The organism is Embleya sp. NPDC059213, assembly GCF_042754445.1.
GTDB lineage: Bacteria > Actinomycetota > Actinomycetes > Streptomycetales > Streptomycetaceae > Embleya.
On the sequence record NZ_JBHZAV010000059.1, the window covers coordinates 36,801 to 53,629 of the forward strand.

Annotated in this window: 16 protein-coding genes; 9 read left to right on the top strand and 7 right to left on the bottom strand. The window is 72.3% G+C overall.

The genetic code is table 11. The features are described from left to right. Positions 1-7: 7 nt before the first annotated feature. Genes ACFXMF_RS22485 through ACFXMF_RS22510 form a run of 6 tightly spaced genes read right to left on the bottom strand, consistent with a single transcriptional unit; the run spans position 8 to position 5,718 of the window. Positions 8-1,627 (bottom strand): AMP-binding protein, encoded by a 1,620-nt coding sequence (locus ACFXMF_RS22485; protein ID WP_379988101.1) that lies wholly within the window; start codon positions 1,625-1,627, stop codon positions 8-10. Then, positions 1,627-2,619 carry a transketolase family protein gene (locus ACFXMF_RS22490; protein WP_379988102.1) on the bottom strand — a complete coding sequence of 331 codons (993 nt, stop codon included), beginning with the start codon at positions 2,617-2,619 and terminating at the stop codon, positions 1,627-1,629. The genes ACFXMF_RS22485 and ACFXMF_RS22490 overlap by 1 nt, the downstream gene beginning before the upstream one ends. Further along, complete coding sequence (locus tag ACFXMF_RS22495; RefSeq protein ID WP_360321606.1) at positions 2,616-3,521, bottom strand: transketolase; 906 nt, start codon at positions 3,519-3,521, stop codon at positions 2,616-2,618. The genes ACFXMF_RS22490 and ACFXMF_RS22495 overlap by 4 nt, the downstream gene beginning before the upstream one ends. A gap of 59 nt (positions 3,522-3,580) precedes the next feature. Further along, positions 3,581-4,606 carry an N-acetyl-gamma-glutamyl-phosphate reductase gene (argC, locus tag ACFXMF_RS22500; RefSeq protein ID WP_379988103.1) on the bottom strand — a complete coding sequence of 342 codons (1,026 nt, stop codon included), beginning with the start codon at positions 4,604-4,606 and terminating at the stop codon, positions 3,581-3,583. Continuing rightward, entirely contained in the window at positions 4,603-5,508 is a 906-nt protein-coding gene (locus ACFXMF_RS22505) for a RimK family alpha-L-glutamate ligase (protein ID WP_360321612.1), read from the bottom strand. Before ACFXMF_RS22505 ends, argC begins: the two co-directional genes overlap by 4 nt. Before the next feature lie 27 nt (positions 5,509-5,535). Next, positions 5,536-5,718 carry a lysine biosynthesis protein LysW gene (locus ACFXMF_RS22510; protein WP_360321615.1) on the bottom strand — a complete coding sequence of 61 codons (183 nt, stop codon included), beginning with the start codon at positions 5,716-5,718 and terminating at the stop codon, positions 5,536-5,538. A 315-nt stretch (positions 5,719-6,033) separates the two neighbouring features. On the opposite strand from ACFXMF_RS22510, the gene ACFXMF_RS22515 reads away from it, so the two are divergent. After that, positions 6,034-6,786: an SDR family oxidoreductase gene (locus ACFXMF_RS22515; protein ID WP_360321618.1), complete on the top strand. Its 753-nt coding sequence runs from the start codon at positions 6,034-6,036 to the stop codon at positions 6,784-6,786. A gap of 71 nt (positions 6,787-6,857) precedes the next feature. Here ACFXMF_RS22515 and ACFXMF_RS22520 read toward each other — a convergent pair whose 3' ends face one another. Beyond that, positions 6,858-7,799, bottom strand: a complete 942-nt coding sequence (locus ACFXMF_RS22520) for a LysR family transcriptional regulator (RefSeq protein WP_360321621.1) — start codon at positions 7,797-7,799, stop codon at positions 6,858-6,860. Positions 7,800-8,328: 529 nt separating this feature from the next. Between ACFXMF_RS22520 and ACFXMF_RS22525 the strand changes: the two genes are divergently transcribed. From ACFXMF_RS22525 to ACFXMF_RS22560, 8 genes are read left to right on the top strand one after another with little or no spacing between them, the layout of a single operon-like run. Continuing rightward, complete coding sequence (locus ACFXMF_RS22525; protein ID WP_379988104.1) at positions 8,329-9,222, top strand: family 3 encapsulin nanocompartment shell protein; 894 nt, start codon at positions 8,329-8,331, stop codon at positions 9,220-9,222. Between the two features lie 18 nt (positions 9,223-9,240). Then, complete coding sequence (locus ACFXMF_RS22530) at positions 9,241-10,236, top strand: sulfotransferase (protein ID WP_360321627.1); 996 nt, start codon at positions 9,241-9,243, stop codon at positions 10,234-10,236. A gap of 9 nt (positions 10,237-10,245) precedes the next feature. Next, on the top strand, positions 10,246-11,016 hold the full coding sequence (locus ACFXMF_RS22535) for an SDR family oxidoreductase (protein ID WP_360321630.1): 771 nt from the start codon (positions 10,246-10,248) through the stop codon (positions 11,014-11,016). Further along, on the top strand, positions 11,016-12,212 hold the full coding sequence (locus tag ACFXMF_RS22540; protein ID WP_360321633.1) for an MFS transporter: 1,197 nt from the start codon (positions 11,016-11,018) through the stop codon (positions 12,210-12,212). The genes ACFXMF_RS22535 and ACFXMF_RS22540 overlap by 1 nt, the downstream gene beginning before the upstream one ends. A 57-nt stretch (positions 12,213-12,269) precedes the next feature. Next, positions 12,270-14,129, top strand: coding sequence for a M20/M25/M40 family metallo-hydrolase (locus ACFXMF_RS22545; RefSeq protein WP_379988105.1), 1,860 nt, complete (start codon positions 12,270-12,272; stop codon positions 14,127-14,129). Beyond that, the gene (locus ACFXMF_RS22550; protein ID WP_360321639.1) at positions 14,126-14,587 is read left to right on the top strand and encodes an adenylyl-sulfate kinase; all 462 of its coding nucleotides are present in this window, start codon (positions 14,126-14,128) and stop codon (positions 14,585-14,587) included. Before ACFXMF_RS22545 ends, ACFXMF_RS22550 begins: the two co-directional genes overlap by 4 nt. Then, entirely contained in the window at positions 14,584-15,519 is a 936-nt protein-coding gene (cysD, locus tag ACFXMF_RS22555) for a sulfate adenylyltransferase subunit CysD (RefSeq protein WP_360321642.1), read from the top strand. The genes ACFXMF_RS22550 and cysD overlap by 4 nt, the downstream gene beginning before the upstream one ends. Next, positions 15,519-16,775 (top strand): GTP-binding protein, encoded by a 1,257-nt coding sequence (locus ACFXMF_RS22560; RefSeq protein ID WP_360321645.1) that lies wholly within the window; start codon positions 15,519-15,521, stop codon positions 16,773-16,775. Before cysD ends, ACFXMF_RS22560 begins: the two co-directional genes overlap by 1 nt. The last annotated feature ends 54 nt before the right edge of the window (positions 16,776-16,829 follow it).

Genomic DNA, 16,829 nt, shown 5'->3' on the forward strand with positions numbered 1-16,829 from the left:
TTCCTCCTCAGGCTTGTCGGCACCGGTCGCGCAGGGCGAACTTCTGCACCTTCCCGGACGGCGTCCGGGGCAGCGTGGTCGCGATCTCCACCCGCTCGGGCCAGTAGCGCTTGGCCATGTCCAGGCCGGCGAGGTGGGCCTGAAGGTCGGCGAGCGTCGGCGCCGGTCCCGCCGGGACCACCACCGCACACGCGCGTTCGCCCAGCCGGGCGTCCGGATAGCCGACGATCGCCACGTCCTTGATCGCGGGGTGGCGCAGCAGCGCGGCCTCCACCTCGACCACCGGGATGTTCTCCGCGCCGCGCATGATCAAGTCCTTGACCCGCCCGGTGATCCGGATACCGCCGTGCCCGTCCGAACGGGCCAGGTCGCCGGTGTCGAACCAGCCGTCCTCGGTGACCGACGCCGCGTAGACCTCGGGGCGGCGGAAGTAGCCCAGACACTGCGCGGCACCGCGCACCTGGAGCAGGCCGGACTCCCCCTCGGCCACGGGTCCGCCGTGGTCGCGGTCGACGATGCGCACCCACATCCCCGGCACCGCGGTGCCGTCGCTCTCGGCGGCGCGCAGGGCCGGTTGTTCGGGACGGGTGATGGTCACACAGCCGTTCTCGGTCATGCCCCACAGCGCGTACAACCGGCAGCCCAGGGTCTCGCGCGCGTCCTCGACCAGCATCGGCGCGATCGGGGCACTACCGGTGGCGAACGTGGTCAGCGCGGACAGGTCCCGGGGAGAGGTGCGCTGTGCCTCGATCAGGTCGGAGAGGAAGGTGGGCGCGCCCATGAAGAAGGTGACCCCATGCTCCTCCAGCACGCGCAACATCGGCGCCGGATCCCACGCGTCCACCTGGACGGCGGTCGCGCCGAGCAGCAGGGGCATCACGAAGTTCCAGGTGTAGCCCGCCTGGTGGGAGGTCGGCGAGCCCATCGCGGTGACCTCGTCGGGGGTGAGTCCGAGCACGTCGGCCTGCGCCTTGTTCATCGCGTAGAGCGTGTTGTGGCTGTGCACCACGCCTTTGGGCTCGCCGGTGGTGCCCGAGGTGAACATCACCTGCGCGGCGTCGTCGGGTCCGGCCTCCAGCGTGTCCAGGGCGGCCAGTTCGGCCGTCGTGGGTTCGCGCTCGACCAGTTCGCGCTCGAAGCTCAGTGCTCCGTCGGCGCTTTCGTCGCCGCCTGCGCCGAGCAGCACGCGCCCGCGCAGGGTGGGCACGGTCCGGGCCACCTCCGCGCTCATCCGGGCGTAGGAGAAGCCGCGGAACTCGGCCGCCGCGATGTAGAGCGGGCTCTCGGTGAGGCCGGTCATGAACTCCACTTCGCGCCTGCGCATGACCGGGACGACCGGGCCGGCCACCGCGCCCATCCGCGCGCAGGCCAGGCACAGTGCCACCAACTGCCACGAGTTGGGCAGTTGCAGGGTGACCACATCGCCGGGGCCAACGCCCAGACGCACCAGGTTGGCGGCGAACCGGTCGACTCGGTGGGCGAGTTCGGCGTAGGTGAGGGTCACCACGGTGTCGTCCTGGTAGCAGACGAGGGCGTCCTTGTCGGGATGGCGTGCCACCGCGCGACGCAGGTCGGCCAGGACGGTTTCCTCGCGCCACCAGCCGTTCGCTCGGTACGAGCCGGTCATCACAGGTCCTTTCGGGTCGGGTCGACGGCCGAACGGGCGTACGCGGCGATGGCGCGGGCGGTGATGCCGCCCCGCTCGACCAGATACCGCTGGCCGCCCGCGACCGAGACGAACGCGTCCGGCATGGCCACGCGACGCACGCGCACCGGGACGAGTTCGGTCAGCGCCTCGGCGACGGCGGAGCCGAAGCCGGCGGTGCGCCAGTGCTCCTCGACCGTGATCACGGTGCCGCCGGGGCGGACCGCCGCGGCGAGGGCGGCGGTGTCCAGCGGTTTGACGGTGTGTACGTGCAGGACGCCGGTCGAGATGCCCTCGGCGCTCAACTCGTCGGCCGCGGCCAGGGCGGCGAGGACCGGGTATGGTCCGCACGCGGCGACGGTGATGTCGGTGCCGGGGCGAAGCCGCTGTGCCCGGCCCAGTTCCAGGGGCGGTCCGGCGGGCAGGTCGGGGGTGGCGTTGCGGCCCATTCGGAAGTAGACCGGTCCGGGCAGCGTGAGTGCCTGGCGAAAGAGCGTGTCGGTGCCGGCCGCGTCGGCGGGCACCACGACGGTCATGTTCGGCAGGGTGCGCATCACGGCCAAGTCCTCCAGGCCGTGATGGGTGGGGCCCAGGTGGCCCGCCGAGACGCCGGAGTGGGTCGCGGCGATGCGTACCGGCAGGTCGTTCAGCGCGATGTCGAGCTTGACGGCCTCCAGCGCCCGGGACGCGGCGAACGCCGCCATCGTGTTCACCAAGGGCATCCGGCCCTCGCGGGCCAGCCCTGCGGCGGCGCCCATCAGGGTGTGTTCGGCGATGCCCAGATTCAGGTAGCGATCCTGCCCGGTGCCGAAGTCCACGCCGGTGAACAGGCCGGTATCGGTGTCCAGGCAGATCAGCCGCTCGTCGCCGGGCAGCAGTTCGGCCACGATGTCGCGGTAGACCTCACGCGAGGAGCGGGGATCGGCCGCCGCGGTCGGGTTCGGGGTGGGTTCGGCGGTGGTGGCGGTGCTCATCGGCTCTCCCCGGGGGTCTGCGTGCGCAACGCCGCGTGCGCGCGCCGCTGTTGCCGCTCGCCCAGTCGGGCGTAGTGGCTGCGGGCCTGGCCCTCGACGAACGGAATGCCCTTGCCCTTGACCGTGTGCGCCAGGACGAGGGTGGGTCGGCCCGGCACCGGTGGCGCGGTCAGCACCCGGGTGAGCGCGTCGATGTCGTGGCCGTCCACCTCGTGGACGTGCCAGCCGAAGGCGCGCCAGCGGTCCGCCAGCGGTTCCAGACCGCCGACCGACTCGGTCCCGCCGGTGATCTGCAGGCCGTTGCGGTCGATGATCGCGGTCAGCCGGTCCAGCCCGTGGTTGCCCGCCACGGCGGCGGCCTCCCACACCGAACCCTCCTCCAACTCGCCGTCGCCCAGCACCACGAAACAGCGGCGCTCGCCCTCCTCCAACCGGTGCGCGAACGCGAAGCCGACGCCCAGGGCCAGGCCGTGCCCCAGCGAACCCGACGGCATCTCCACGCCAGGGATCTCCGGGTGCGGGTGGGCCATGAACGGGCTGCCCGGCCGCGCGTACTCGGCGAGCCGCTCGGGGGCGAAGAAGCCGGCCTCGCACAACGTCGCGTACAGGCCGATGCCGCCGTGGCCCTTGCTCAGCAGCAGGATGTCGCGGTCCGGTGCCTCCGGGACACGGGGGTCGATCCGCAGTACCCGCAGGTACAACGTGGCGAGCACCTCGACCAGCGACATCGAGCCGCCCAGGTGACCGCCCTCGGGGCCGGCGCACATGTCCACGATGTGCGCGCGGATCCGGCCGGCGACCTCGATCGCATCCGCCGTGGGGTCCGGTTCGCCGGCCGGACCCGGTCGATCGTGCCGGCCCGGCGGGACGGGACCGGGCAGGGTCGCGGGACTGCTGCTCATCGCTGGCTCCTCTCGCCTGGGTCGGTGTGGGTGGTGCGCGATGTCGCCGATTCCGACGTTCAGTTCGGGTGCAGCCCGGTGAACTCCAGGCCGAGCCGTTCGGGCATGTCGAACCGGACGTTCAGGCACTGGACCGCGTTGCCGGCACCGCCCTTGACCAGGTTGTCCAGTGCCGCGATCACGGTGAGATGGCTGGAACCGCGATCGAGCGCGAAACCGACGTCGCAAAAGTTCGAGCCGGCCAGGATCTTGGCCTCGGGAAAGCGGTGCATGCCGCGCCGGTGGGCGACCACGCGCACGAAGGGTTCCGCGGCGTAGCGGGAGCGGTAGGCGGCGCGGACCCGGCGCTCGTCCGCGCCCGGCACCAGGTGGGCCCGGCCGACGAGTTGCACACCGCGAATCGCCTCGATCCCGGTCGCGGTCATCCGTACCGAGAGCCCGGCGGCCTGGGCGATCTCCGCCTCGTGTCGGTGCCGGGTGGGAGCGAAGACCCGCAGTGCGCCGCTTCGTTCGGCGTGCAGGTTTTCCGGGCCGGCCTTGGCGCCGGAGCCGCTGGAGCCGGTGCGGGCGTCGATGGTGACCTCGCCGCGGATCAGCCCGGCCTCGGCGAGCGGGACCAGCGAAAGGATCCCGGCGGTGGCCATGCAGCCCGGTACGCTGATCCGCCGCGCCGTGCGCAGTCGCCTGCGGTGGAACTCGGGCAGTCCCGGGACGAACGTCTCCAACAGGTCCGGCGCGGTGTGCGAGACGCCGTAGTAGTCGGCGTACACGTCCTTGTCGTGCAGGCGGAAGTCCCCGGACAGGTCGATCACGGTGTCCGCGAGCTCCAGGAACTCCGGCATCCGACGCATCGTCTCGCGGTGCGGGGTGGCCAGGAACAGGGCGTCGTAGTAGTCGAGTTGCTCCTCGGAGCAGAAGTCGAGTTCGGTCCGCCCGCGCAGGTTCGGGTGCACCCCGTCGATCCGCCTGCCGCGCAGCGTGCGCGAGGTGGCGGCGGCGAGCTCGACCCCGGGGTGCACGGTGAGCAGCCGCAGCAGCTCGCCGCCGATGTATCCGGCCGCCCCGACGACCCCGACCCGGATCACGTCCGCGTCCCGGCCGCGAGCAGGTCCGCGATGGCGCCGGCCACGTCGAGGTCGCGGCCGTGGGCGCCCTGTAGTCCGGTGAACTCCACCCGGTCGTTGACTTCGAGCACGGTGAGTCCTCCCTCCAGATCCTCGATCAGATCGACTCCGGCCAGTTCCGTGCCGACGGCGGCCGCGGCGGCGACCGCGAGTTCGGCGTGCTCGGCGCTCGGCGCCAGGGGTTCGCTCACCGCGCCGCGCGCCACGTTGGTGCGCCATTCGGTGCTTCGGCGGTACGTACCGCCGAGCGCTCGGCCGGCCACGACCAGGATCCGGATGTCGCGATCGGCCTTGGCGACCTGCTCCTGCACGTAGACCACGTGCGACTGCGGGGAGGGCATCGCGGCGATGTGTTCGAGCACGGCGCCGGCCATCGTCGAGTCGGTGACCCGGGTGACCAGTCGCCCCCAGGAGCCGACGAGCGGTTTGAGCACGGCCGGATATCCGATCTCCTCGAGCGCGGCCAGGGCCGCGTCGGGCGTGATCGCCAGCGCGGTCCTGGGCGTGGGCAGCCCGTGTCGGAGCAGGGCCGCCGAGGTGTGCCACTTGTCGCCGGCGAGGTGGGTGGCGGCGGCGCTGTTGACCACCGTCACCCCCACCGATTCGAGCGCGCTCGCCGCGTACAGGGCCCGGAAGTGCCCGACCTCGCGGTTGAGGACCAGCCGGGGACCGGTGTACGACGTGCCGCTCGCGACGAACAGCGTGCGGGGATCGAGGTGTTCGAACGCGATCCCGCGTCGGTCGAGGGCGGTCATGATGCTCTTCTCCTCGAACCGCACCCGGGACGCGAGCACGGCGAGACGCGGGGACGCGGCCGGCGTCGTTGTCGCCGACCGGTTCACCGCTGATCGGATCGAAGTCATCGACCGAATCCCTCCCTCCGATTCCGACTATTCGCCCCAGTCCTCTTCGACCTCGGGCGCGAGCTCGACCTTCGGCGGCTCCACGGACGCGATCTCCAACTCGCTCCGGCAGTCCACGCACTCGATGATCTCGCTCACCCTGGCGTCCTCGTCGAGCGTCACCGTCGTCGCACATTCGGGACACTCGGGGGCGTGCACGGCCTGCTGCATGGGTTCGACCTCCGACTGTGGCGGTGAAATCCGGGCGATCTCGACCCGGGCGGCTGGTTGCCACTGATAAACCGTAACGCGATTTCCCCGGTAAATGCCAATGAGGAAATCTGATCGAACCGAAAGCGAACCCTTATGGTCGACCCGTCATAACCGGGAGGGATTTTCGCATAAGCAGCCCTGCTTGCCGGCTCCGGTACAACCGGTCGTTTCGCGATTAGTATTTCCCGGATGGAATCGCCTCGGCGATTCGCCGCCGCAAGAATGACACCGAAAGGCCCGATCATGATTGTTCGACCGCGAGACCGTGTCGCCATGGTCGTGGCGTCGAGCGCCGGTGTGGGCCTGGCCGCGGCCAAGGGCCTCGCCGTGCGGGGCGCGCACGTGTCGATCTGCGACCGGGACCCGCACCGGCTGGCCCGCGCACATGTCGAGGTCAACGCGCTGGGGCCGGGCGACGTGCTGAGCATGCCGGTGGACCCCTACGATCCTTGCGCGGTCGCCGAATGGGTACGCCGCACCGCCGACAACTTCGGCGGTCTGGACATCGTGGTGACCAACTCCGGCCCGATCACGCCCGGTCCGGTGGACGGGTTCCGGCTGGCCGACTATCGCGCGGCGATCGACGCGAACCTGCTGCCGCACGTGAGCGCGACGCTGGCCGCGCTGCCCATCGTCAAGCGCGGCGGCTGGGGCCGATTGTTGCTGATCGCGCCGGCGAGGACGCGTCGCCCGCACGGGCGCGAGGGATTGTCCGGCCTCGCCCGGATGGGCCTGATCGGCTATCTGCGCGGATTGGTGGACACTCTGGACGGCACCGGCGTGACGGCCAACGTGCTGGTGCCGGGCGCGGGGCCCGGTGCCGGCCCCCGGTTGTGGGGCGATCCCGGGGCAGCTTCCGAGATCGCTCGGGTGGCCGACCGCATCCGCGGCGAAGGCGGCCGGGAGCGCGCCGAGTTCGGCGCGTTGGCCGCGTATCTGGCGAGCGAGCGGGCCGCGCCCGTCACCGGTCTGGTCTTCGACGCGCACGGCGGCGACGTCGGCGCGGCGGCCGCCTGCCGCGGTTAGCCGGCCATCGGTGAAACCCGGCGGGGCCGCGCCCGCCCCGGGCTTTCGTCCCGGTCGCGGCACGGGGCCGGCTACCGGTGCGCGAGCATCCGGCCGGCGTCGCCGCGGTCCGCGCGGCCCGGCTCCGGGGCGGGCGGGGCGTCCACGAACGGATAGCCGAGCAGAGCCCGACGAAAGGCCTTCTCCGCGATGGCCGGCAGGTTCGAGGGAGCCAGAGCGGAGGGAAAGGCCATCGTCACCGGCAACGGTCCGGGCGGGGCGGGCAGCCCGGGACGCACCGCCTTGGGCAGGTCCCACAATTCGTCCCCGTTGGCCACCAGGCACGCGACCCCCAGACCGGCCTTCGCCGCCGCGCGCAGGCCGACCAACTCGGGGCCCTCGTAGGAGATCCGCCACGGCACGTCGCAGGCGTCCAGCGCGTCCACGATCCGGGCGCGCATGGTGCACGGCTCGGTGAACAGGGTCAGCGGCAGCGCGGCGTTCTCACCGTGCGCCGGCTGGCCGAACCAGTCCATCCGCAGGTGGCCGAGTCCGCGACTGGTGGCGACCGTTACGTCCGAGCGGGTCTGCAGGAGCAGCGCCAGGTCGAGTTGCTCGGTGGCCACCTGGGTCTCCAACACCTCGCTCAGGCCGGTGCGCACACTCACCTGCGCCTGCGGCAACCTGCGGGTGACCAGCCGAAGGAACTCCGGTAAAGCCTCGGCGAGTTGATTGACGATCCCGATGGAGAGCCGTTCGTGCCCGGTGGCCGGTACGAAACGCTCCACCGCCTCGTCGTTGAGCGCGACGATCCGCCGGGCATAGCCGAGGAGTTCCTCGCCCTGCGGGCTGAGCCGCAGGTTGCGCCCGGTCGAGGTGAAGATCGGACCCTTGATCAGACCGTTGAGCTGCCGGATCTGCTGGCTGACGGCGGGCTGGGTGATGTGCAGAGCCTCCGCGGCCCGGCGGAAACCGCCGAGGTCGACCACGGTCAACAGAGCCCTCAGTCGATTGACTTGCAGGTCGTGATGCATTCTCCACTCACATCCATGAAGGGTCTTGCCACACACCTGACGCTCGGGTGGCAACGGGGCCAAGGTGATGCTGTGCGGCAACAAGATCTATAAACCTGACACATTGCACCCCACCGGCTTCCGTGCCTTCGGCGTCGTATGGCCGGCCGAAACCAGCCTACGGGGCGCCGGCAGGCCGTTCCACGGTACGTTTCACGTCTTCGGCATGAAGTTTTCACGGCCGAATGCGAATATGCCATCGCGTGGCATGATCCGGCGCCGAGCGGGCAGACGACGTGCGTCGTGCGCGATGCGCATACGGGCAAACGGGCATTCGGTGGGGACCGACACCACAAAACCGGGCGTTTGCCGACGCGGCGCCGACGGCCATTTCGTCGAGTATGCACCGGCCCGCGTTTCCGGAGGAATCACGCGCACTTATCCGGGTCATAAAAACACGCGTTCGACGGCGACCCCCTGCGGTGGAGATCGCGCCTAATGTCGATTACTCGGGCACCTTCCCGAGTTCGAATCCAGCCGAGGAGTCGCCATGCAGGGAGCCGCCGCCGCGCCCGCCGTCGAGCAGGGAGTCCGGGTCACGCTCGCCGACCCCGGGCTGCGCACCCGCAGTCCCGGCGAGGAATTCGCCTGGGCGATGGGCGGCGTGCCCGCCGCCGAGGATCGGGTGGTCCCGTTCCGGGCCCATCTGCCCGCGGTCTTCCCGCTGTTCGCGACCCGACCGCGCTACGCGGTGCGGCACCTGCTCAAGAGCGCGTCGGTGCCCGACCGTCGGGTGCCGTACGTGCACGAGCCGCCCGCCCGCACGCGCGCCGCGGCCGGCACCTCCTATCGCAGCACCCCCGAAGGGGCCTTCGTGCCCCGCCTGGAGCAGGCCGAACTCACCGACCTGACGGTGTCCGTACCGCTCCCCCGCGGGCTGCTCGACGAGCCCGCGCTGCTCGCGTCCTTCGTGGACTACCGCGTGCTGGTCCGGCTGTCCGTGGTGGAGAACGAGACGTTGCTGCACGGCAGCGAGGACAAGGCGATTCCCGGCCTGCTCACGCTGCCCGAGAGCCGGCAGGGCCGGCTCGGCGCGAACCTGGCCGAGGACCTGACCGGCGCCGCCGCCGAGGTCGAGGAGACCGGTGGTTCGTGCGACGGCATCGTCGTACACCCGTTCACCTACTGGGAGTTGGTCAAGACCGGCACGCTGGACCTGCTGGCCCGAGCGGGCGTGACCATCTCCCGGACCCGGATGATCCCGCGCGACCGGGTACTGCTCGGCGACTTCCGCGCCGCCGCGACCCTGCTCGTCCCGGACGTGGCCGCGCTCGCGCTGCGTCGCGGCGTCGGACCCGACGGCGGCGACGTGGTACAGGCAACCACCCGCGTGGGCCTGGCCGTTCACCTACCCCAGCACTTCCTGCTGCTCACCCGCGACTGAGAAAGGAGTGTGCTCGCGATGGCCGACCGATCCCCACGCGTGTTGTACATCACCGGCTGGATGCGCAGCGGCAGCACGCTCCTGGGCAACATCCTGGGCGAACTGCCCGAAGTCCGGCACGTGGGCGAACTGCACTACCTGTGGCGCAACGGCGTGCTGGGCCGGGGCAGCAACTCGACCTGCGGCTGCGGCGCGAGCCTGCGCACGTGCCCGCTGTGGTCGGGTGTGCTGGAGGAGAGCGACGGCACCGGGCCGGAGGCGACCGCGCGACGCACGGCCATGCGACAACACGCGCTGCTGCGCACCCGGCACGTCCGCACCCGGCTCGCCGAGGCCCGCGGACAGGTGCCCGCGGCCCCGGGAGTGGACGAACTCCTGGACCGCACCGCGCGCATCCATCGCCGGCTCGTCGACGAGGGCGCCGGCCGGCTGATCGTGGACGGCTCGAAGTATCCGGCGGAGGCGGCCGCGTTGCTCGGCCACCGCGACCTGGACGTGCGCGTCCTGCACATCGTGCGCGACCCCCGGGCCACCGCGCTGTCCTATCGGCGGGCCAAGCAGTACATCGACCCGATGAGCCCGGTCCGCAGCAGTGGCTACTGGAACGCCTTCAACCTGGCGTCCGAACTGGTCGGTGCCACCGCCGTGGGCCGCTACCTGCGGGTGCGCCACGAGGACCTGTGCGCGCGGCCCGCGGACGTACTCACCGACGTGCTGCGCTTCGCCGGACTCGACGACGAGCCGCCGGTCGACGCACGGGGCCGGGTGCACCTGGGCGGCAACCACACCGTCACCGGCAACCCGGATCGACTGCGGCAGGGCCTCACCGAGATCCGTCCCGACGAGCGGTGGCGCACCGAACTGGCTCCGCGCGACCGGGCCACCGTCACCGCACTGACCGCGCCGCTGCTGCGCCGCTACGGCTATCCCCTGCTGCCCGGGCACGGCGATCGGGCGCACCCGACGAAGGCACCGGCGGAGCCGGTCCCGGCGACCGCCGCCGAGCAACGATAGGAGCCGACCGTGGATCTGGGACTCGATGGCCGCGCCGCGCTCGTCGCCGCGGCCGGCAGCGGGATCGGTCTCGCCGTCGCGCGTGCGCTGGCCGCGGAGGGCGCCGACGTGTCGATCTGCGGACGGGACCCGGACAAACTGGCCCGCGCCCGGGAGGAGATCGACGCGTGCGGCAAGGGCCGGGTGCTGGCCGACTCGATCGATCTGCGCGACGAGGAGGCCGCCGCGGGCTGGGTCCGGCGCACCGCCGAGGAGTTCGGTGCCCTGCACATCGTGGTGAGCAACTCCGGCGGTGTGCCGTTCGGCCCGGTGGAGAGCTTCACCGTCGCGCAGTACCGACAGGCGGTCGACGGCAACCTGCTCCCGCACGTGTCGCTCGCGCTCGCCGCGGCGCCGTACCTGACCGCGGCGGGCTGGGGCCGGATCGTGATGATCACCTCGGAGTCGGTGCGCCAACCCCACCCCGGCAGCGGGCTCTCCTCGGTGGCCCGGCTCGGGGTGCTCGGCTTCGCCAAGGGCCTGGTGCACACGTTCGGCGCGGCCGGGGTGACCGTGAACGTGCTGGCCCCCGGTTTCCACCGGACACCCATCCTGGACGTGCAGTACGGCGACCGGGTCGAGGAACGGCTCGCCGAGGTCGCCCGGGACATTCCGCTGGGCCGGATCGGCCGGGCCGAGGACCTCGGCGCGTTGGTCTGCTTCCTGGCCGCCGAGCAGGCCGGGTACGTCACCGGCTCGGTCGTGGTGGTGGACGGCGGCAACTCGCGGGGAATCGGCTGATGTCGGCGCCCGCGTCCGGGCCCGGGGCGGATACCGCCGGCACCCGCGCCCGGTCGGCGCAACCCTGGGCGCGCACCTTCGCCGGCGTCCTGCTCGCCCTGTTCACCTCCTTCGTCGCGATCGGCGCGGCGATCACGCTCATCCCTCGACTGGTCACCCGGGAACTGCACGGCTCACCCTTCGAGGTCGGCGTCGCGTTCACGGTCTCGGGCGTGGTGGCCCTGCTGGTGCGGCCGTACGCCGGGCGGCTGGCCCAACAACGCGGCTGCCGCCCGGTGATGACGCTCGGCGCGGCGCTGATCGTGCTGGTGGGCGGGCTGTACGCGCTGCCGCCGACCCTGTTCGGGTTGCTTGCGGCCCGGTTCGTGCTCGGTGTCGGCGAGGCCCTGCTGTTCACCGCCGGATCGGTGTGGACGGTGGCCCTGACCCCGGTCGACCGGCGCGGCCAGGTGGTCGGGTTCTACGGACTGGCGATGTGGGCGGGCCTGGCGGTGGGACCGGCGGTGGGCGAAGTGTCGTACCGGACCGGCTCGTACGGCGCGGTGTGGACGGTCGCCGCCGTGTTGCCCGCCGTCGCCGTCGCGGTGCTGATCCGACTGCCCGACGACACCCGCCGAGGTGTCGCGGCGTCCGCCCGGTTGTTGCCGCGCGCCGCGATCCTGCCCGGCCTCTCGCTCGGCTTCGGCGCGTTCGGATACGCGGCGGTGGCGAGCTTCGGGGCGCTGGCGTTGACGGACCGCGGGATCGGCAACGGTTCGCTGCTGATCAGCGTGTTCAGCGCGGCGTATGTGGGCGTGCGGGTGGTCGCGGGGCGGGTGCCCGATCGGGTCGGCGCGCTGCCGGTGATCGTGGTGTCCGCGTGCGTGGAGGCGCTCGGCCTGGTGCTGATCGCGTTCGCCGCGACGTTGTGGGTCGCGGCGGCCGGCGCGCTGATCGCCGGCGGCGGCTTCACCCTGCTGTATCCGGCGCTGGCGATGATCGCGATCGACACCCCGCCGGAATCCGAACGCGGCGCGGTACTGGGCGCCATCTCCTCGTTCTTCGACCTCGCGGTCGGCCTCGCCGGGCTGGTCGGCGGGCTGCTCGCCGAGGTCGGCTACACCGCGACCTTCCTGTTGGCCGCGGTCGCCGCGCTGGGCTCGCTGTACACCGGCACCGCCGCGGCCCGGCGCCGGGACCGGGCCCGGGCCTCGTGACGTGATCGACCCCCGCGCGTGGCCACACGCGTGCCGACCCACCGAAGGAGTCCTCGCATGTCCGCCGCACCGAGCGGGAGCACCCGCGCGCGCGACGCCGCCCTGTACGTGCTCAAGCTGGGCAGCGCGACGCTCGCGCACGAATCGCTCTACGACGAGATCCTCGCGCTGCGCCGTCGTGGGGCCCGGCTGCTGGTGATCGCCGGCGGCGCGGCCGGCATCACCGAGCACTACGCCCGGATCGGACGCGACGTGCGGATGTTGACGCTGCGCTCGGGCGATACCGTGCGCTACTGTCCGCCCGCCGAGCTGCCGCACCTGCTGGCCGCCTACGAACAGCTCACGCTGCCGCGCGTGGACGAGGCGCTGACCCGACGCGGCCTGTCGGTGTTCGCCGCCCCGGCCCGCACCGCCGGCCTCGTGCACGCCACCGCCGTGGGCCCCCTGCGGGTGGTCGAGGACGGCCGCACCCGGGTGGTCCGCGATCAGCGCGTGGGACGCGTGAGCGGGGTCGACACGGCGCGCCTGACGGATTTGTTGGCCACCTTCGACGTGGTGTGCCTGTCCCCGCCGGTCGCCGATGCCGACGGGGGCGTGGCGCTGAACGTGGACGCCGACGTGTTGGCCGCCGAGGCGGCGAGGGCCCTGGACGCCGACCACCTGCGCCTGGTCACCGGCACGGCCGGACTGCTGGCCGACCCCGAGGCGGGGACCGGCACGCTGCGCGACCTGTTGCCCGGACAGGGACAGCGCTACGCGCGTGGCCGGATGCGGCACAAGGTCCGGGCCGCGGAGATCGCCCTCGGCGGCACCTGCGACGTGGCGATCACCGGTCCGCACACCCTCGACACCACCCGCGCGACCCGGTTCTGGCGTGCCCCCGCGCCCGACCCCGACCTCGAACTCCTGTCCCGGGCAGTGGAGTTGTCCTCGGTCTCGCACGACGAACGTGAACTCGCCGAGTATCTCGCCGGCTGGTGCGCGGCTCACGATCTCGATGCCCGGATCGACACGGCCGGCAACCTGGTGGCCACGCGCGGCACCGGCCCGCGCCGACTGCTGCTGCTCGGCCACCTGGACACCGTGCCGCACCGCTGGCCGGTGCGCTGGGACGGCGACGTGCTCACCGGGCGCGGCTGCGTGGACGCCAAGGCGAGCCTGGTGACCTACCTGCGTACGTTGGCCGACCTGGAAGTGCCGAACGACGCGCAGGTGCGCGTGATCGGCGCCGTGCAGGAGGAGATCACCGGCGCCGGCGCCTTCCACGCCCGCGACCACTACCCCGCCGACGCGGTCGTGATCGGCGAACCCAGCGGCGCGGGCGCGCTCACCATCGGCTACTACGGCCTGGTCAAGCTGCGGCTGAGCATGTCCGAACACACCGAACACACCGCCGGAAAGGGTGTACGCACGGCCGGTGATCGCATGGTCGAGGGACTGCGGGCGGTCCGCGCCGAGGTGGAACGACTGAACCCCGACGCGCTCACCGCGGTGCTGGGCGTCCACGCGCTCAACCGCGGCGACGTACAACGCGGCGAGGCGACGGTGGACGTGCGCGTGCCGCCGGGCCTGGCCGTGGACGACCTGCTCGCGGCGCTGCGCGCACTGCCGTTGGCGCCGATCGCGCTGGAGGTGGTCCGGGCCACCCCGGGGGTGTCCACCACGCGCTCCAGCCCGCTGGTGAAGCTCTTCCAACGCGCGTTCCGCGCCGCCGGGACCACGCCGCGATTCCTGCTCAAGAAGGGCAGCAGCGACATGAACACACTGGCCACCACCTGGCACGACATCCCCATGGTCGCCTACGGCCCGGGAGACTCCAAGCTGGACCACACCCCGCACGAACGGCTGGACGCGGCGGAGTTCCGCGCGGCGGGCACGATCCTGACCGCCGCCGTCCGAGCGTGGTGTGCGTCGTGACCACACCCGCGTACTGCACCTGCCGGCCGGGTGCGACCGTCTGGCTCACCGGGCCGCCCGGCGCGGACCGGGACCGGCTCGCCCGAGCCGCGGCCCGCTCGTTGCGGCGCGCCCACCGTCGGGTGGAGATCCTGAGCGATGCCGCCCTGGACCGCGTCGTCGGCACCGACCCGACGCCCTCCGGCGCCGATCGCCGAGGGCAGGCGTTGCGGATCGGCCGAGTCGCACACGTCCTGGCCCGCAACGGCACCACCGTGCTGGTGACGGTGCCCGCCCCCGACGCGGCGACCCGGGCCCGGGTGCGGGCCTGGCACCTGGAGAGCGGGACCCGCTACCTGGAGGTGCGGGTGGGCGCCGACGCGGACTCGACCGGACCGTCGACCGCGGCGGACCCGGCGCACGGATCCGAGGCCGCGGCGACGCTGCGCGCACTGCTCATCGAGGAGGGATCGGCATGACCGTCGCGGCGAACCGCGCCGACGGCACCGACAACGGGTATCCGTTCGCGCACCTGGAGGCGATGGAGTCCGAGGCGGTGCACATCCTGCGCGAGGTGGCCGGGGAGTTCGAGCGGCCGGTGATCCTGTTCTCCGGCGGCAAGGACTCCATCGTGATGCTGCACCTCGCGCTCAAGGCCTTCGCGCCGGGAGTGCCCCCGTTCGCGCTGCTGCACGTGGACACCGGCCACAACTTCCCCGAGGTGCTGGAGTACCGCGACCGCACGGCGGCCCGCCACGGACTGCGCCTGCACGTGGTGTCCGTCCAGGAGTTCATCGACGCCGGCGAACTGCGCGAGCGTGCGGACGGCACCCGTAATCCGCTCCAGACCGTGCCGTTGCTCGACGCGATCGAACGGCACGGCTTCGACGCGGTGTTCGGCGGCGGCCGGCGGGACGAGGAGAAGGCCCGGGCCAAGGAGCGGGTGTTCTCGCTGCGCGACGAGTTCGGCGGCTGGGATCCGCGTCGGCAACGGCCGGAGTTGTGGCAGCTCTACAACGGGCGGCACGCGCCGGGCGAGCACGTGCGGGTCTTCCCGCTCTCCAATTGGACCGAGCTGGACATCTGGCAGTACATCGCCCGGGAACGCATCGAACTCCCGGCCGTCTACTACGCGCACGAGCGCGAGGTCTTCCGCCGAGCCGGCATGTGGCTGACGCGGGGCGACTGGGGCGGCCCGGGCGAGGACGAGCCGACCGAGCGCCGGCGCGTGCGCTACCGCACGGTCGGCGACATGTCCTGTACCGGCGCGGTGGACTCCGACGCCGACACCGTCGAGAAGGTCGTCGACGAGATCACCGCGTCCCGCCTGACCGAGCGGGGCGCCACCCGGGCCGACGACAGGATGTCCGAGGCCGCGATGGAGGACCGCAAGCGAGAGGGCTACTTCTGATGAACGTCGACACACTGCGCTTCGCCACCGCCGGCTCCGTGGACGACGGCAAGTCCACCCTGGTGGGCCGACTCCTGCACGACTCCAAGTCGATCCTGGCCGATCAACTGGAAGCGGTCGAGCGGGCCTCCTGCGACCGGGGGCGGCACACACCCGATCTGGCCCTGCTCACCGACGGCCTGCGGGCCGAGCGTGAGCAGGGCATCACGATCGACGTGGCCTATCGCTACTTCGCCACGCCCCGCCGCCGGTTCATCCTCGCCGACACTCCCGGGCACGTGCAGTACACCCGCAACATGGTCACCGGGGCGTCCACCGCCGAGCTGGCCGCGGTGCTCGTCGACGCGCGCCACGGCGTGGTCGAACAGACCCGGCGACACGCCGCCGTGGCCGCGTTGTTGCGAGTCCGGCACGTGGTGCTCGCGGTCAACAAGATGGACCTGGTGGACTGGTCCGAGACCGTCTTCGCGGGCATCGCCGACGAGTTCGGCGCCTACTGCGCCGCGCTCGGGGTGGCCCGGGTCACCGCGATCCCGGTCTCCGCGCTGACCGGGGACAACGTGGTGGAGCCGAGCGAGGCGATGCACTGGTACAGCGGGCCGACCCTGCTCGAACACCTGGAGACGGTACCGGTGACCCGGGACCCGGACGGCGACCCGACACGCTTCCCGGTCCAGTACGTGATCCGTCCGCAGACCGCCGAGCTCCCGGACTACCGGGGCTACGCGGGCCAGATCGCCTCCGGCGTGCTGCGGGTGGGCGACCGGGTCAGCACGCTGCCGTCCGGCGGCGTCAGCACCGTCGAGGGCATCGACGCTCTCGGCGAACCGGTGGCCACCGCGTGGGCGCCGCAATCGGTGACCGTCCGGCTGGCCGACGACCTGGACGTCTCCCGCGGCGATCTGCTCGCCCCCGAGGACACCGCGCCCGCCCCCACCCGCGACGTTCGGGGCACCGTCTGCCACCTGCACGAACGGCCGCTGACGCCGGGCCAACGGGTGCTGCTGCGGCACACCACCAGGACGGTGCGGGCGATCGTCGAGGAGATCCCCTCGCGGCTGAACCTCGACGACCTCGCACACCGGCCCTCCCCCGGTGAACTCGTCGCCAACGACATCGGCACGGTCGTGCTGCGCACCGTCGAGCCGGTCGTCCTCGATCCGTACGCGCGTTCCCGGCGCACGGGCTCGTTCCTGCTGATCGACCCGATCGACGGGACGACGCTGTCCGCGGGGATGGCCGAGACCCCGGCCTGACCGAGCAGGACACCCCCGCGCCCACGTACCGCCGTCCGAGGACGGCGGTACGTG

Excerpts from the sequence above, each read along its gene's own strand:
- ACFXMF_RS22485 (WP_379988101.1), bottom strand. The coding sequence starts at position 1,627 with ATGACCGGCTCGTACCGAGCGAACGGCTGGTGGCGCGAGGAAACCGTC.
- ACFXMF_RS22490 (WP_379988102.1), bottom strand. The coding sequence starts at position 2,619 with ATGAGCACCGCCACCACCGCCGAACCCACCCCGAACCCGACCGCGGCG.
- ACFXMF_RS22495 (WP_360321606.1), bottom strand. The coding sequence starts at position 3,521 with ATGAGCAGCAGTCCCGCGACCCTGCCCGGTCCCGTCCCGCCGGGCCGG.
- ACFXMF_RS22505 (WP_360321612.1), bottom strand. The coding sequence starts at position 5,508 with ATGACTTCGATCCGATCAGCGGTGAACCGGTCGGCGACAACGACGCCG.
- ACFXMF_RS22510 (WP_360321615.1), bottom strand. The coding sequence starts at position 5,718 with ATGCAGCAGGCCGTGCACGCCCCCGAGTGTCCCGAATGTGCGACGACG.
- ACFXMF_RS22515 (WP_360321618.1), top strand. The coding sequence starts at position 6,034 with ATGGTCGTGGCGTCGAGCGCCGGTGTGGGCCTGGCCGCGGCCAAGGGC.
- ACFXMF_RS22520 (WP_360321621.1), bottom strand. The coding sequence starts at position 7,799 with ATGCATCACGACCTGCAAGTCAATCGACTGAGGGCTCTGTTGACCGTG.
- ACFXMF_RS22525 (WP_379988104.1), top strand. The coding sequence starts at position 8,329 with ATGCAGGGAGCCGCCGCCGCGCCCGCCGTCGAGCAGGGAGTCCGGGTC.
- ACFXMF_RS22530 (WP_360321627.1), top strand. The coding sequence starts at position 9,241 with ATGGCCGACCGATCCCCACGCGTGTTGTACATCACCGGCTGGATGCGC.
- ACFXMF_RS22540 (WP_360321633.1), top strand. The coding sequence starts at position 11,016 with ATGTCGGCGCCCGCGTCCGGGCCCGGGGCGGATACCGCCGGCACCCGC.
- ACFXMF_RS22545 (WP_379988105.1), top strand. The coding sequence starts at position 12,270 with ATGTCCGCCGCACCGAGCGGGAGCACCCGCGCGCGCGACGCCGCCCTG.
- cysD (WP_360321642.1), top strand. The coding sequence starts at position 14,584 with ATGACCGTCGCGGCGAACCGCGCCGACGGCACCGACAACGGGTATCCG.
- ACFXMF_RS22560 (WP_360321645.1), top strand. The coding sequence starts at position 15,519 with ATGAACGTCGACACACTGCGCTTCGCCACCGCCGGCTCCGTGGACGAC.